Origin of the sequence: uncultured Pontibacter sp., from assembly GCF_947502515.1 — a bacterium.
Classification (GTDB): Bacteria; Bacteroidota; Bacteroidia; order Cytophagales; family Hymenobacteraceae; genus Pontibacter.
The window spans coordinates 191,955-205,556 of record NZ_CANNAI010000003.1; the positions used below are offsets into that span (position 1 = coordinate 191,955).

The following is a 13,602-nucleotide window of genomic DNA, read 5'->3' on the forward strand; positions in this document are numbered from 1 at the left end:
ACTTATCCTCGCAAAGTAGTTATCCAACCAAAACAGGTATAGCATGAACAGATTAACCCTTACCCTTTGCATGACGCTATTACTCATCAGTACTGCCATGGCCCAACATACAGCACCCGGCCAGCTTGACGGCAGCTGGAACGGAACCCTGCAGGCAGGCGGCAGTAAGATCACGATTGTTTTCAATTTCAGCAGCACAGAAAGCGGACAGCTCACCGCCACTATGGACATTCCGATGCAGGGCGTGAAGGGGATGGCTATACCTGAGGCTACGCTCACCCAGGACAGCCTATACCTGCGCATACCTTCCGGCGGCATTGAATACGCCGGCAAGCGTACTGGCCCGGAGTCGATAGAGGGGCACTGGAAGCAAAGCGGCATGGCCTTCCCGCTAGCCCTGACCAAAGGAGAAGCAGCCGAAGTGCGCCGCCCGCAAACGCCTGCAAAGCCATACCCTTACCAAGAGCAGGAAGTCACGGTGGAGAACAAGGCGGCAGGCATCATACTGGCAGGCACCCTCACGATACCTGAAGGAAAGGGCAAGCATCCGGCAGTGATCCTTTTTACCGGCTCCGGCACACAGGACCGCGACATGACCCTGTTGGGGCACAAGCCTTTTCTGGTGCTGGCTGACCACCTCACCCGCCAGGGCTTTGCCGTGCTGCGCCTCGACGACCGTGGTGCAGGCAAGTCGGGAGGAAATGCTACTATGGCCACTACCCAGGACTTTGCCTCCGATGCACAGGCAGCCTATACCTTCCTGAAATCACAACAACTGGTGAACCCGAAAAAAATAGGTCTGCTAGGTATAAGCGAGGGCGCCCTGATTGCGAGCAGTGTTGCTTCGACTAACAAGGACGTTGCCTTTGTGGTGCTGATGGCCGGAAACGCAGTACCGGGTACTGAGCTGATCCTGCAACAGAACGAAGCAATTTATAAAGCAAGCGGTATACCTGACACGACGCTTCAAAAACTACTGAAACTTAGGGACGCTCAGTTTAAAATTGTCGCAAGCGAAGCTGACCTTTTTGAAGCATCTCAACAGACCCGGGCACTGGAGCGGGAAGCGAAAGCTACGATGACAGAAGCCGAGAAGCAGTTAATCGGCTTGACGCAGCAAGGGGAAGACCTGATGGTTGCCCAGCTCAGCAGCCCTTGGTTCCGCTACTACCTGGCCTATGACCCTGCTCCTGCCCTGCGTCAGCTGAAAATGCCCGTGCTCGCCCTCAACGGTAGTAAAGACCTGCAGGTACCCGCCACAGCCAACCTCGCCGCCACCGAAAAAGCCCTGAAAGCCGCCGGCAACAAGCGTTACACCATCAAAGAACTGCCCGGCCTCAATCACATCTTCCAGACGGCTGATACCGGTTTGCCCGGTGAGTATGCCACTATTGAAGAGACGATGGCACCTGTGGCGCTGGAGACAATCAGTACTTGGATGAAAGGGGTGGTGAAATAAAACACAATGAGCATCACGACCAGAGAAATCACACTAGCAGATGCAGCCACCCTGGCCAGCCTTTCCCTGCAGTTTGGCTATAGCGTGTCAGAAGAGGAGATGGCACAGAGGATAGGCCAGGTATTGGCTCGGAAAGAGCATTGCGGATTTGTAGCAGTCAAAGCTGATCAGATAGTCGGCTGGATACATGGCTTCCATACCTTTCGCCTGGAGTCAGAGCCCTTTGTGGAGATCGGTGGCCTGGTGGTGGATCAGATTTTTCGTCGGCAAGGTATAGGGCAACAGCTGGTGCTTCAGGTAAGGGAATGGGCTGCTGAGCAGTCAGTTGCGAAATTACGGGTACGCTGCCATACCGCACGAACCGATACCCATGTTTTCTATCAGAGAGTTGGCTTCACGGAAAGCAAAGAGCAAAAAGTATTCGATCTGGCAGTTGCGCCACAATAGTCTTTGTTCATTTAGAGCTGGTATAAAAATAACCCCGAAATTCTGTTCTTTTGCAGTTACATTCTACTCTGCACTATGAAGAACCTGACCCAGGAAGTACTCGACCGAATCGTAACCTCTGTTGCTGCCAAAAAGATTATCCACGGCGCCGCTTTTCGTGTAGAGGCTGCCGATGGCTCGTTTTCGCTAGCCAGTGCTGCTGGCAATATGCAGCCGGACACACCCTTCTATATCGCGAGCATCAACAAAATGATACTGGCTGCTGTGACGCTTCGGCTTGTGAGAGATGGCAGACTTAGCCTGGATGATAAAATCAGGACATACTTGCCTGCTGATTTAATGCAGGGGCTGCATATGTTCAAGGGCAGGGAGTATGCAGAAGAACTAACGATCAGACACCTTATCTCCCAGACGTCTGGCTTGCCTTGCTACCTTATAGATAAGCGCCCGGGGCAGCCAAAGCTGATGGAGGAACTGCTCAGCAGCCATGACGCCGCCTGGCCACTTGAAAAAACTATAGACCAGGTAAAGCAAATGCAGCCTAAGTTCGCGCCCGGTCAGCCAGGCAAGGCCAGTTACGGAAACACCAACTTCAAATTGCTGGGCCGGGTGCTGGAGTCGGTAATGGCGCAACCACTGGATGAAATCCTGACTGCTGTTTTCGAAGAGTTAGGTATGACCGCTACCTTTGTCATCAACCCTGATGAGAACAGGCCGTTCAGCCCTTTCTATCATAAAAATCACCAGGTCAGCCTGCCGCTATACCTGTCCTCCTCCAGGTATGACATTGTTTCCACGACGCAGGACCTGATGACTTTTCTGAAAGCCTTTTTCAACGGCCACTTCTATCCAAAAACCAGATTGCAGGAACTCGAACAGTGGAACAGCATTTTCTTCCCGTTCAAGTACGGCATCGGCATACAGAAATTCTACACGCCCCGTCTCCTTTCACCCTTCAAAGCCATACCTGATCTGATTGGCCACTGCGGCTCTACGGGCACGGCAGCGTTTTACATACCTGCCAAAAGTGCGTTTGTAACAGGGGCCATCAATCAGGCTAGCAGTCCGAGCACCTTGTTTCAAACCCTGATCAAGATTGTGAATAAGCTTTAACTCCTGGCTTATATCTCGGATTCCAGTTACAAAACCTTGCTAAGCCGAACATACGGAAGTTGTTCTGAGTAAGCAGACTATGAAAGCAATTATCTTACTCGGCACACTTAAGAAAGAAGGCTTGTCCAACACGGAGGTTCTTTCAGAATTTCTGGCAGGCTATTTTAAGAAGCAGGACATCGACTGCACCATCATCAAACTGGTCGACCATAACATCCTGGCAGGCACCTACAGCGACATGGGCAAAGGTGACGACTGGCCCAGTATACTGCAGCAAATACTTGCGGCAGATATCATCGTGTTCGCCACGCCTATCTGGTGGAACAACCAGTCGTCGGAGATACAACGGGTGATCGAGCGCCTCGACGAACTCCATGACGAAATTCTGGAAGGAAAAAAATCGAAGCTGGAAGGGAAAGTGGGTGGTATCGTGATCACAGGAGACTCTGACGGAGCGCAGCATATTATCGCAAACGTCAGCAATTTCTACAATGCAGTGGGCATGGTGCTGCCTCCTTATGCTTCGTTATCGGTGCTTTGGGAAAAACAGGCTAAAGGTGAAAAACCTACCCGCGAAGAGCTCTTAAAAAAATATGAAGAGGATTATGCCAGCACAGCGGAAAGTATGGTCAAGCAGATGCTCCGTTATCTCCAGAAGGCTTCTTCGTAAGTCTTTTCACATCCTCCTATACTAAGTAAGACTGTTGCCTCATGTGAGCGAATGGGGTATACCTGTGGCCAAGTCTAAGACAGGCGTTGCATCCGGATGAAGTTCAAAAACCGCTTCTTCAACAGATGCATTGGTGAGCGACTTCTGCTGAATCAGATCCTGCAGCTTGTCTGCGGCCCTCTTCATATTAATGGGGCACAAATAGTTCAGGAGCATAAAGTACTCGCCTTTTACTTCCCCTATATACAGGTACAGGTTATGCGTTTTTTCTCCAAAGTATTCTAGCGTACGGGTTTCAACATGCTTTATATCAGCAAGTGGAAAGGAAGCTTTCACTGAGCCGTTTAGCTCGATTAGTTTTATGATCATGGGCCTATGCTGACAAATGTATTATGAACCTAGGCAGTGGCTGAGTTGCCGAACAGACTGCAGTTTAACAAAATTAAAGCAGAGCTAATAGTGATCTCTGGTTTATTCCATGTTATATACTGCAGATCATTTTTGTGTATACCAAAAAGCGGACTACTATGTTTAATAACTCAACCGTCACCTCTGGCCGCAGAGCGCAACCGATCTGGGCGCTGCCTAAAACAGTGAGAGTTTCCGTGAGCAAGCCACCGAGGCTTCTAAGCTGTGACACCTACGTGGAAGCTACCAGGGAGAAACTGAGAAGAAGGTATGGCTATTGAAGCAGGTATAGAGAATACGCTTGATGTGCATTACCGGGAGCACCTCTGGGCCGTATTGCCCATCCGGGTCGCAATGTGTTTGTACAGGTAAGTATGGGATTTCAGAATCTACGGCACCGGATCATAGCCACTCCCACCCCATGGGTGGCACCGGCCAATCCGCTTAAGCGCCATCCAGCCGCCTTTAAATGGCCCATACTTATTCACCGCTCCGAGGGCATAGGCTGAACAGGTGGGTGTGTAACGGCAGGTAGCTGGCTTTAAGGGGGAGATCATGTTGCGGTATACCCAGATAAGCGCGAGAAGCAATTTTTTGAAAAGCCAGGTCATGGTACGGTTTTGGTGCGTTTTATTTGCCGAACAACTGTTAGGTAACGCAATTTTTAGATAAATTTGTCACAGTTTAACTAATCTAAACAAAATTTCATGTTAAAAAGAATCCTTTCACTCCTTCTTTTAGTTTCGCTTTGCGTGCCCTTCGCCAAAGCAGACGAAGGTATGTGGCTGCCGATGCTGATCAAGCGCCTGAACCACGCTGACATGCAGAAAAAAGGCCTGCAGCTGACTGCCGAAGAAATCTACAACGTGAACAACTCCAGCCTAAAGGACGCCATCGTGCAGTTTGGCGGCTTCTGTACGGGTGAGTTCATCTCTGCTGAAGGTCTGTTGCTGACAAACCACCACTGTGGTTACGGCCAGATTCAGTCGCACTCTACTCCTGAGAAAGATTACCTGACCAACGGCTTCTGGGCCATGGACCGCAAGCAGGAACTTCCAAACGAAGGCCTGTTCGTGGACATCCTGGTACGTATGGACGACGTGACCGGCAAAGTGCTGGAAGGCATCGATAACAATATGCCTGAGAAAGAGCGCCTGCAGCTTGCTTCGCAGCGTGCGCAGGCAATCGCTAAAGAAGCCAGCGAGAATGGCCGCTACGTGTCTTACGTGCGCGACTTCTTCAACGGAAATGAGTACTACCTGTTCATCTACGAGCGCTTCAACGACGTGCGTCTGGTTGGTACACCTCCGTCTGCCGTTGGTAAGTTTGGTGGCGACACCGACAACTGGATGTGGCCACGCCACACAGGTGACTTCGCGATGTTCCGCGTATACATGGCGCCAGATGGCAAGCCGGCTGAGTACTCAGCTCAGAACGTGCCTTACAAGCCAAAGCACCACCTGCCGATCAACATTGGCGGTGTAGAGCAGGACGACTTTGCGATGGTATTCGGTTTCCCGGGCCGTACGAAGCGTTTCATGACTTCAGAAGGTCTGGTGCTGGACGTAGAGCAGCTGAACAAGTCACGTATTAAACTGCGTGACAAGAAGCTGGCCCTGTGGAAAGAGGACATGGACAAGAGCGATGCAACCCGCATCCAGTATGCCTCTAAGTACGCTTCTACTGCTAACTACTACAAGTATTCTATCGGTCAGAATGAAGGCATCAAGCGCATGAAGACGGTAGAAGGCAAGCGTGCTGACGAGAAGAAATTCCAGGCCTGGGCTGACGCCAACGCTGATCGCAAAGCCATGTATGGCAGCGCCCTGAACGACATGAACGAGGCTTACAAAGAGATCGAAAAGTATAACCTGGGCAGCGTATACCTGAACGAAGCGGTACTGGGCACAGAAGCCCTACTGTTCGCTTACCGCATGACGCCAGTTTTCAATGCTTTGAAATCAGGTAACGCTGATGCTGCCAAGAAAGCAGCTGAAGACCTGAAGCCAAGAGCTGACGCTTTCTTCAAAGACTACAACATGACCACTGACAAGAAAGTGTTTGCTGCCATGATGAAGTTTTACCACGAAGACATCGCCAAAGACCAGCAGCCGGAAGCTTTCAAGCAGATGGTAGCCAAGTACAAAGGTGACTTCAACAAAATGGCTGACCATGTGTATAGCAACTCGTTTGTGGTGAACAAGCAGAAAACAGAGCAGTTCCTGAACAACCCGACGCAGAAGCAACTGGCAAACGACCCGGCTTTCTCTTTGGTAAACTCCATCATGGAGAACTACCAGCAGAACATCGCGCCTAAACTAGCTGAGAGCAACGCCAAACTGGCTCGTGCAAACCGTCTGTACGTAGCGGGCCTTCGTCAGATGAATCCGGACAAGGTATACTACCCGGATGCTAACTCAACTATCCGTTTGAGCTATGGCTCTGTAAAGAACTACCAGCCATACGATGGCGTGACGTATCAGACCTTCACCACATTGGAAGGTGTGATGCAGAAGGAAGATCCAAGCAATGAGGAGTTCATCGTACCGGCAAAACTGAAGCAGCTGTACGAAGCGAAAGACTACGGTCGCTATGCCAACAAGGACGGCGAACTGATCGTGAACTTCATCACCGACAACGACATCACAGGTGGTAACTCAGGTTCTCCGGTGATCAACGGCAACGGTGAACTGATCGGTCTGGCCTTCGACGGTAACTGGGAAGCCATGACTGGTGACCTGGTGTACGACCCGGATTATAAGCGTTGCATCAACGTGAGCGCCAACTACGTGCTGTTCATGGTGGACAAGTACGCAGGTGCCTCTAACCTGATCAACGAGATGACCATCGTAGACACGAACAGCCCGGGGCCAGCTGACGCTGGCGTAGCTGCTGGTGCTCCTAGCGACAATGGCTCTACTCAGCTTCTTAACGCTGCCATCGAAGAAGCGAAAGCTGATCTGGCCGCTGGTAAGAAGTCAGTAAAAGTGAAGAAGAAAGATGGCAAAAAGTCTGCGACAGTAGAAGTAAAAAACTAAGCTGAGTCAGTCTTAAATTAATCATAGCAAAGGCGCTGGGGATATCCTCAGCGCCTTTTTGTTTGAATCAGGATTTACAGGATTTTATAGGATTTTCAGGATTGATAAAGCTGTAGTTTTGTGATGACCTCACAGCGTCTTCCAGACCTGTGAGTGTCTTGTCCGCTACAGAGCAAAGATATAAGCTATGAAGTTATAGCTTATCCGGATCGAGCAAATTGAAAACCTCTACTCGGGTCAGGTATAGCACAGCTTGATCCCACAGACACTCACAGGTTTGAAAAACACTGTGAGGTCTTTTGAGCTGCTTCATCCTCAAAGTCACCTATCTCATCACTTCAACCTCTCTTCTTTATAGGATAGCAGATGTGCAAGCAAGTTGACCGCACAGATCTTAAAAATTATAATCCTGAGAATCCGTGGAGATAGGGGCTCTATGTGAAGATTCAGACAATTATGAATCAATCCCAAGGTATATCAATCCTGAAAATCCTAAAAAATTCTTAAAATCCTGATTCTGACAAACCCTGCTCCTACCCCCTCGTACATAGCACTTTAGCTATAAAACACGACCGGATGGGATAACGCAACTTCTACAAAACAAACTTAATTTCCTGCTTCTCCTTTTACTGCCATGCCTTGCACAGGCGCAGGCCGATGTACCTGCGGGCGCACGTGCCGCTGCACTTGGCAATGCCTCCGTCACCCTGCCTGACCTCTGGGCGCTCAACAACAATGTAGCAGGTATAGCTAGTTTGGAGCAGGCACAGGTCGGAGCTTATGTGGAGAACCGCTTTGGTGTCAGGGCATTTTCGACGGTGGCGCTGCAGGCGGTATACCCTACCCAAAAGTACGGCAATTACGGCCTGAGCATGAGCCGCTTTGGTGATGAGCTTTTTAGTAAACAGCATGTAGGTTTAGGGATAGGCCACAAGTTGGGCCAGTTCAGCTTAGGTGGGAAAATAGACCTGTGGCAAGTAGCCGCCGAGGGCTATGGCAGTCGAAAGGCAGTAACGCTGTCGGTAGGCGGACAGGCTGAGATTGTACCGGGCTTCTTCTTCGGCGCCTACGCCTACAACATCAACCAGGCCAGGTTAGCCGAATTCGACGACGAGCGACTTCCTACCATAATGAAAGCGGGCCTCGGTTATCGCCCTTACCAAAAACTGCTATTACTCGCCGAAACCGAAAAACACATTGATTTTCCCGCCAACTTCAAAGCAGGTATAGAATACCAGTTGCTGCAGGAGAAACTGGCCTTGCGCTCTGGTTTCAGTACACTTACCAATCGCGCTACTTTCGGACTTGGCTTTCGGGCAAGACAACTTTATGTTGACTATGCCTTTGGCTCCACGACTTTGCTCGGTCAGAGCCATCACCTATCACTTTGCTATACCTTCCAAAAGTAGAATCACATGAAGCAAGGTATAGCGACACGCTTCAGGTATATTCTCCATAGTTTGCAACTATGGCAATACAGTACAAGGCAGGATTTAACGGCACTCTTCAGGTATAGCGTTTTGCCGTTGCAGGCTGGTCTAAAGCAGGGCACCGCTACTCTCCTCCTGTTGCTTTGCACCTGGCTGCCGCTGCAGGCACAGGACTATCCGCGCCAGACATTCGACTTTGACTTGTTTGTGCAGGAGCTATTTGCGCAGCAGGAAGACGAGAATGTGCCATATGAAGACTTCTATGAAACACTCTTCCAGTACTTCCAGCGCCCCATCGACCTCAACCGCACCACACCCGAAGAACTGGCCTCGCTCTACATCCTGTCCCGCCCGCAGATAGCTTCTTTCTTCCGTCACATTCAAGAAAACGGTCCTCTGCTGAGCATCTATGAACTACAAGCTATACCTGATTTCGACCTCATAACCATTTACAAGCTCGTGTACTTTGTGCGGGTCGATGATGCAGGCCTCAATGCCGACCAAAGGCCCTTACTGCAGCGTATTGTCGGCGAAGACAACAATGCCTTGATTGTCCGCTACGAGCGCACCTTGCAGGAACGCCGTGGCTATACCTCGATCGACACCACCAGCCGCTCCAGAACCCGCTACCTTGGCTCACCCGACAAAATGCTGATGCGCTACCGCGTGAGCCACGCCCGTGACTACAGTCTGGGCTTTACCGCTGAGAAAGACGCCGGGGAGCAATTGACGTGGGACCCCGACACCCGCCGCTACGGTTTTGATTTCTACTCGGCACATCTGCAGCTCTACAACAAGGGCAAGTTCAAGTCGATTGCGCTTGGTGATTATCAACTACAGTTCGGGCAGGGACTTTTGCTTTCGTCAGGCTATACCGTGGGCAAAGGCAGCGAGACCATCACAACGGTTAGCCGTCCAAACGTAGGTATACGCCCTTACAGTTCGGTGCTGGAGCATGCTTTTTACCGGGGAGCAGCTGCCACTTATACCTTAGGCAAACTAGATGTAACGGGATTTGTGTCGAGCAAACGGGTAGACGCTAACCTGCAGGCACAACTTGACACACTTGATAACTTCGGGGATTTTTTTACAGGTATACAAACCTCCGGCTTTCACCGTACGCCTACCGAACTGGCGAACAGAGGACGGGTACGGGAGCAAATAATCGGGGGAAATGCTACCTACCAAAGCCGTAACCGCACCTTGCTGACAGGCATCACAGCGATGGCTACTACCTACAGCTCCCCTATCCAGAAAGCGGGCCTGCCCTACCAGCGCTTCGAGTTTAGCGGCACGAGCAATTATAACATTGGCACCCACTACGCCTATACCTGGCAGAACGTATACCTGTTCGGTGAAACGGCTATCTCCAAAAGCGGCGGTCTGGGCACTGTGAATGGCTTGACCGCCAACCTCTCAAACAAAGTGGAACTGGCCATGCTCTACCGCTACTATGCCCGTGACTTCCATACTTTTTACGGTAATGCATTCGGGGAGAGCACCCGTAACATCAACGAGCAGGGCTTTTATACAGGCATCAAGATTAAGCCTTTTCCGAAGTGGGAGCTCACAGCCTTTTATGATCGCTTCCGGTTCCCGTGGCTTCGCTACCGCGTCGATGCTCCATCACATGGGGACGAGTACATGCTTCGGCTCTTGTTCCGGCCCAACCGACAAAGTTCGCTATACGCACAGTTCAGGGCTGAGAGCAAAGGCCGCAACGTAGCCGACAACAGCACCAGCATAGACTATGTGGGACAGGCAAACCGTAAGAATTACCTGTTGTACTATGAATTCACGCCGACGCCAGTCGTAAACCTCCGCTCGCGGGTACAGTTCAGCAGTTTTGAGCTGGAGTCACCGCAAGCCACGGGCTATTTGATTGCGCAGGACATCAACTTCAACTTTAACAAAGTGCGTTTGAGTACCCGCTACGCTATTTTCGACACGGACAATTATGATACGCGGCAATATGCCTTTGAACGGGATGTGCTTTATGCTTTCTCTATACCTGCCTTCAGTGGCAGAGGCACCCGCCTGTATGCCCTGTTACAATTCAGGCCGATGCGCCGTATGGATGTGTGGGTAAAGTATGGCCTGACGCATTACCGTAACCAACGCACAGTTGGTTCAGGACTAGAGACGATTGAAGGACCGCGCAGGTCTGATGTAAGAGTGCAGACAAGGTATAGGTTTTAACTTTCTTCCCCCTTTAACTGCACTTGCAATGGCTTGCAACTCTCCTTTGCGGTGGCGCTTACCAAAGCCCCTTTTCTGTCAAGCTCCAGATGGCAGCATTCCACAAAAAGCTCTTTCAGTTTCTCACGCCCACGCTGCACCCGCGACTTGGCTCCTGAGTAGGACATACCCAGCCGTTCTGCAATCTCTTTCTGACTGATACCTTCAATTTCGCTCAGACGCAAAGGCTCGGCATACTCGGCAGGCAACATGTTGATAAGCGGCAGCACAAGGCTTTCTGAATCCTGGTGTTCAGTGTCTTGTTGTAACTTCTCCTCTAGCTTACTTTCATCTTCTACAGGCACACTGCGTCCCTGCTCACGATAGTAGTCGTACACGGCGTTGCGGGCAATCTGGTAAAGCCAGGCGTTCATGTTTCGCACATCTGACAGCTGCTCGCAATGTTTGTAGAGCTTCACATAGAGCTGTTGCAGAATATCATTGGCCTCGTCTTTGTCACGAACACGATTCAGCACAAAGCTGCGCAGTTTGGCTTCGTACTCCAGGTACACAGGCGCTACCGCAGCACAGGTGTCTATTGAAGTAACAACCTGATCGCCCGAACAGGTATGGCAGCTTTTATTTTCCATGACGCAACGATTTTAATTGTGATAGCAGGCAGAGATATACATCAATTTACGAAGAAAAATATGGAAAAGGCAAATTCAAAATAACTTCTGAAAGTACATAAAAAATAACCGGACCACGGCAGGTATGGGCTATACCTGCCGTGGTCCGGCTTCCTAGTTTTATCTTGTACTAAATGGCAGTTGTTTCGATGGCAGGGATGGTGCGGGCATTTGCTCCTTCGCCGTATACAGTGGCTTCACCGAAGGTATAGAAAGCTTCCCAGTCTACACCCTGCGGGTCTGTGATCCACGATTTCTCGGACTTGGCGTAGCAGCAGGTGCATTTTCCTTCTTCCCGAATGGCCCCTTTAGCCTCCTTCAATCGGCCGTATACCTCGGCCAGTTCTTCCTCGCTTTCGGCCTGTATGCCCAAGTGTTCTATACCTGCGTTTTCGGGGTGCAGTGATATGGCGAAGTTAATGCGCGGGTCTTCCAGCATCCATTTGGCATAGTCTTCTTTCAACACGGTAGGCTCCGTACCGAACAATGCTGTATAAAATGCAGTAGACTCCTGCAGGTTCTTAACGCGCACATTCACGTGAAATCTTTTCATGGCTTTGTCTTTTTAAGGTGATATTTTCTAGTTACACCTTGATGACGGGGAGAGGTCTGAAAAGACGCAGCCCCTCGAAAATATTTTTCGCGGGGCTGCTACCAGTTAGTGTACAAGGGTGAAATCCGCAAAGAAACAGACCCAGGGAGTGAAGGCGGGCCTGCCTCTTTGCTTTGTATTACAGGTAGGATGAAAAATTAGTGCTGTTTTGCCAGAATTCGCGGCAGGTTTCACGCTGCTTTTCCAGGAATTCCTGGTCGCGCTTCAGACTTTTCCAGTCGCCGTAGCCGAGACGTTCGCATAGCTTGAAAAAGCTATCGCCTTGGTTTTGGCGGCCTTTGATGCGAACCAGTGAGCTTAGCAGGGGCCGACCTGCGGCATGTTCTGCTTCTGAAATTTCGTCGATTACTTCGTTAAGTTGTGACTTTTCGTAAGAGTTTTCAAGGTTCAGGCCAAGTTCGGCTTCTAATATCAGGTTCTGGAACGACATCAGGTGAGCGCGACCGCGGGCTACTTGAATGAGTTTTTTTCGTACGCGTGTATTCATCTTTCTTTATTAGATAATGAAGGACAGCGGACAACACCCGCTACTTTGTGCAGAGGGCTCCAACTGAATAGGTTTCATAAAATATCTATATACACTTATACTCCAAAAACGGCTTTCGGGTTGTCCTGTGTTGTGAAAAAAATCAGTCAAACACCTCGATGTCCAGCCCATGTTATGAAACATAACTGAAACACAACACGTTACAGGCCATTTTTTTACTGTAGTCTTGGCTGTTTTTCGGACAGGTATTTCCAGTAGCGCTTTGGGATATGCCGCAAGTGCAATTTGGGGTTCTTGCGCTCCGGAATGTTTACATGGTCGAAGTATACCTGCCAGAGCATCTGGTAGCGGGTTTCGTTCTCGTCGAACTGGTCTGGGCTGAGCTTGCCCTGCTGTTTTGGCGTTAAAGCCGGATTCTCCAGCTGTACAAAGCTTGTATGCCGCAGATCATAGTAGGCACCGTAACGGCGCGATGCATCATAAATAGCCCAGCGTTGATCTGCATAGCGCTTTTCGAAATGCCGCACAATCAGGGGCAGCACATTAAAGTCGGGTGAGATGCTGGCGTAGTAAAGTCCATCGGCAGTTTTTTGAAAGCGCACGAAGGCCTCCATCCGGTGTTTTTCACGATGTACCTGCTTTTGAATCTGCTGTACCTGCAGGATAAAGGGAGCCGTGTAATTTCCTTCCACACTTTCAGGCGAGTCGAATACGAGGCGGGCATAGTCAAAGATCAACCGCTCAAAGCCACTCTGCTCCCACAGATAGGTATAGTAGAGCGAGTCCAGTGCCGTTGCTGACAAGCGCTTCTTCAGGCCCTGCCATACCCGGCTGGCCTTCTCTTCGTCGGTCACCACTGCTACTGTTTCTCCAAACATGGAGGGTTGGGCCAACTGCTCAGGCTCAATGGCGGTAGGCCAGGCTTTGCGCTCGTACGCCTCAAACACCACCGTCAGCAGTCCCTCGAAAGAGCCATCGTAGGTATAGAAGTACATCGGCAAGACGCTCTCGCTACTGCTTGGCGCTTGAATTTACACGACCCTTCTCGCGCTTGCTATCGTGTTGCAATC

The 13,602-nt window shown here is 50.4% G+C and carries 13 protein-coding genes; 7 read left to right on the top strand and 6 right to left on the bottom strand.

The annotated features are described in order from the left end of the window. The first annotated feature begins 43 nt into the window (after nt 1-43). The 4 genes from Q1A54_RS10000 to Q1A54_RS10015 all read left to right on the top strand — a co-directional run bounded on the left by Q1A54_RS10000 (nt 44) and on the right by Q1A54_RS10015 (nt 3,689). Entirely contained in the window at nt 44-1,459 is a 1,416-nt protein-coding gene (locus tag Q1A54_RS10000; RefSeq protein ID WP_299987231.1) for an alpha/beta fold hydrolase, read from the top strand. 6 nt (nt 1,460-1,465) lie between these two features. Further along, nucleotides 1,466-1,906 (top strand): GNAT family N-acetyltransferase, encoded by a 441-nt coding sequence (locus Q1A54_RS10005; protein ID WP_299987234.1) that lies wholly within the window; start codon nt 1,466-1,468, stop codon nt 1,904-1,906. Between the two features lie 75 nt (nt 1,907-1,981). Next, nucleotides 1,982-3,019: a serine hydrolase domain-containing protein gene (locus tag Q1A54_RS10010; protein ID WP_299987237.1), complete on the top strand. Its 1,038-nt coding sequence runs from the start codon at nt 1,982-1,984 to the stop codon at nt 3,017-3,019. A 79-nt stretch (nt 3,020-3,098) separates the two neighbouring features. Then, nucleotides 3,099-3,689, top strand: coding sequence for an NAD(P)H-dependent oxidoreductase (locus tag Q1A54_RS10015; protein ID WP_299987240.1), 591 nt, complete (start codon nt 3,099-3,101; stop codon nt 3,687-3,689). A gap of 39 nt (nt 3,690-3,728) precedes the next feature. On the opposite strand, the gene Q1A54_RS10020 is transcribed toward Q1A54_RS10015, so the two are convergent. Continuing rightward, on the bottom strand, nt 3,729-4,058 hold the full coding sequence (locus tag Q1A54_RS10020; protein WP_299987243.1) for a hypothetical protein: 330 nt from the start codon (nt 4,056-4,058) through the stop codon (nt 3,729-3,731). 428 nt (nt 4,059-4,486) lie between these two features. After that, nucleotides 4,487-4,708: a membrane protein insertion efficiency factor YidD gene (gene yidD / locus Q1A54_RS10025; RefSeq protein WP_299987246.1), complete on the bottom strand. Its 222-nt coding sequence runs from the start codon at nt 4,706-4,708 to the stop codon at nt 4,487-4,489. Nucleotides 4,709-4,804: 96 nt separating this feature from the next. Between yidD and Q1A54_RS10030 the strand changes: the two genes are divergently transcribed. The 3 genes from Q1A54_RS10030 to Q1A54_RS10040 all read left to right on the top strand — a co-directional run bounded on the left by Q1A54_RS10030 (nt 4,805) and on the right by Q1A54_RS10040 (nt 10,764). After that, on the top strand, nt 4,805-7,135 hold the full coding sequence (locus tag Q1A54_RS10030) for a S46 family peptidase (protein ID WP_299987249.1): 2,331 nt from the start codon (nt 4,805-4,807) through the stop codon (nt 7,133-7,135). A gap of 755 nt (nt 7,136-7,890) precedes the next feature. After that, a complete protein-coding gene (locus Q1A54_RS10035) occupies nt 7,891-8,544 on the top strand; it encodes a hypothetical protein (RefSeq protein ID WP_299987252.1) in 654 nt (217 codons plus the stop codon). Between the two features lie 6 nt (nt 8,545-8,550). Then, nucleotides 8,551-10,764, top strand: a complete 2,214-nt coding sequence (locus Q1A54_RS10040) for a hypothetical protein (RefSeq protein WP_299987256.1) — start codon at nt 8,551-8,553, stop codon at nt 10,762-10,764. Here Q1A54_RS10040 and sigZ read toward each other — a convergent pair. From sigZ to Q1A54_RS10060, 4 genes are all read right to left on the bottom strand, one after another. Further along, nucleotides 10,761-11,393, bottom strand: coding sequence for an RNA polymerase sigma factor SigZ (sigZ, locus tag Q1A54_RS10045; protein WP_299987258.1), 633 nt, complete (start codon nt 11,391-11,393; stop codon nt 10,761-10,763). The genes Q1A54_RS10040 and sigZ overlap by 4 nt on opposite strands. A 169-nt stretch (nt 11,394-11,562) precedes the next feature. Beyond that, complete coding sequence (locus Q1A54_RS10050) at nt 11,563-11,985, bottom strand: ArsI/CadI family heavy metal resistance metalloenzyme (protein WP_299987260.1); 423 nt, start codon at nt 11,983-11,985, stop codon at nt 11,563-11,565. Nucleotides 11,986-12,163: 178 nt separating this feature from the next. Continuing rightward, nucleotides 12,164-12,532 carry a hypothetical protein gene (locus Q1A54_RS10055; RefSeq protein ID WP_040574144.1) on the bottom strand — a complete coding sequence of 123 codons (369 nt, stop codon included), beginning with the start codon at nt 12,530-12,532 and terminating at the stop codon, nt 12,164-12,166. Between the two features lie 215 nt (nt 12,533-12,747). Beyond that, nucleotides 12,748-13,527 carry a TIGR03915 family putative DNA repair protein gene (locus Q1A54_RS10060; RefSeq protein WP_299987265.1) on the bottom strand — a complete coding sequence of 260 codons (780 nt, stop codon included), beginning with the start codon at nt 13,525-13,527 and terminating at the stop codon, nt 12,748-12,750. Nucleotides 13,528-13,602: the final 75 nt, after the last annotated feature.

What these genes read in the sequence shown, in the direction of transcription:
- Q1A54_RS10000 (WP_299987231.1), top strand. Translation starts at nt 44, where the DNA reads ATGAACAGATTAACCCTTACCCTTTGCATGACGCTATTACTCATCAGT.
- Q1A54_RS10005 (WP_299987234.1), top strand. Translation starts at nt 1,466, where the DNA reads ATGAGCATCACGACCAGAGAAATCACACTAGCAGATGCAGCCACCCTG.
- Q1A54_RS10010 (WP_299987237.1), top strand. Translation starts at nt 1,982, where the DNA reads ATGAAGAACCTGACCCAGGAAGTACTCGACCGAATCGTAACCTCTGTT.
- Q1A54_RS10015 (WP_299987240.1), top strand. Translation starts at nt 3,099, where the DNA reads ATGAAAGCAATTATCTTACTCGGCACACTTAAGAAAGAAGGCTTGTCC.
- Q1A54_RS10020 (WP_299987243.1), bottom strand. Translation starts at nt 4,058, where the DNA reads ATGATCATAAAACTAATCGAGCTAAACGGCTCAGTGAAAGCTTCCTTT.
- yidD (WP_299987246.1), bottom strand. Translation starts at nt 4,708, where the DNA reads ATGACCTGGCTTTTCAAAAAATTGCTTCTCGCGCTTATCTGGGTATAC.
- Q1A54_RS10030 (WP_299987249.1), top strand. Translation starts at nt 4,805, where the DNA reads ATGTTAAAAAGAATCCTTTCACTCCTTCTTTTAGTTTCGCTTTGCGTG.
- Q1A54_RS10040 (WP_299987256.1), top strand. Translation starts at nt 8,551, where the DNA reads ATGAAGCAAGGTATAGCGACACGCTTCAGGTATATTCTCCATAGTTTG.
- sigZ (WP_299987258.1), bottom strand. Translation starts at nt 11,393, where the DNA reads ATGGAAAATAAAAGCTGCCATACCTGTTCGGGCGATCAGGTTGTTACT.
- Q1A54_RS10050 (WP_299987260.1), bottom strand. Translation starts at nt 11,985, where the DNA reads ATGAAAAGATTTCACGTGAATGTGCGCGTTAAGAACCTGCAGGAGTCT.
- Q1A54_RS10055 (WP_040574144.1), bottom strand. Translation starts at nt 12,532, where the DNA reads ATGAATACACGCGTACGAAAAAAACTCATTCAAGTAGCCCGCGGTCGC.
- Q1A54_RS10060 (WP_299987265.1), bottom strand. Translation starts at nt 13,527, where the DNA reads ATGTACTTCTATACCTACGATGGCTCTTTCGAGGGACTGCTGACGGTG.